The organism is Mongoliimonas terrestris, assembly GCF_001927285.1.
Lineage (GTDB): Bacteria > Pseudomonadota > Alphaproteobacteria > Rhizobiales > Pleomorphomonadaceae > Chthonobacter > Chthonobacter terrestris.
This window is the reverse complement of sequence record NZ_MSIG01000054.1, coordinates 1-825: the sequence shown is the minus strand read 5'-3', so window position 1 is coordinate 825 and position 825 is coordinate 1. Positions and strand designations below refer to the sequence as shown.

Genomic DNA, 825 nt, shown 5'->3' with positions numbered 1-825 from the left:
CCCGCGCAAGACGTTCCGGTGAGGAGGGAAGAGGCGATGAACAAGGTGGTGAGACGGGAAATCCTGGCGAGCGATCTGCCGGCTGCCGTCCGCGGCGACATCGACCCGTCGCACCGGGTGGAGATCGTGGTGCGGGATCTGGGGACGCCCGCGCCGATGCCAGGCCGGTTCAGCCAGCATTTCGAGGCCGGACGGGACACCTACCGCACCGCCGACGAGATCGTCGCCCACGTCAGGGGTGTTCGGGACGGCGACCCTGCGGACCGGGATGGCTAGCGTGACGCGAGCCGGACCGGTCTATCTCGACACCAACGTCTTCATCCTTGCCTACGAGGGCGCGGGAGCCGCCGCCGGTCCGGCGCGCCGCCTTCTCGGCGCCGTGGAGACCGGGGCCGTGGCGGCGGTGACGTCCGAGATCACCCTGGCCGAGGTGCTGGTGGGGGCCTTGAAGCAGGGCGACGACGGTCTCGCGGCGATCTATCGTCAGATCCTCATGGACGACGATGCTTTCACGGTCTGGCCGGTCGATCGCACCGTTCTGGAGCTCTCGGCGGACCTCAGGGTCCGGCATGCGAGCCTGAAACTGCCGGACGCGATCCATCTGGCAACGGCGGTTCGAACCGTGTGCACCCATGTGGCGACCGCCGACGACCGCCTGCCCGTCGCCGGTGAGCTCGACCGCCTCGCCCTGGAGGACCGCGCCATCGCGATTTATCTGGATCGATGGCCATGACCGCCCTCGCCCCCGGCTTCGGCCTGCCCCCCGGCGCGTCGTCCCTCGGCGAGCGGCTCGCGAAGGGCAAGTCCAACCTGCAGGCCCCCTGG

At 69.9% G+C, this 825-nt stretch carries 2 protein-coding genes; both read left to right on the top strand.

Annotated elements, in window-relative coordinates:
* Positions 1-276, top strand: a 276-nt coding sequence (locus BUQ68_RS22590; RefSeq protein ID WP_210215682.1) for a hypothetical protein, incomplete at its 5' end; no start/stop codon positions are given.
* Positions 269-733 (top strand): type II toxin-antitoxin system VapC family toxin, encoded by a 465-nt coding sequence (locus BUQ68_RS22585; RefSeq protein WP_083656829.1) that lies wholly within the window; start codon positions 269-271, stop codon positions 731-733. The genes BUQ68_RS22590 and BUQ68_RS22585, both read left to right, overlap by 8 nt.
* Positions 734-825: the final 92 nt, after the last annotated feature.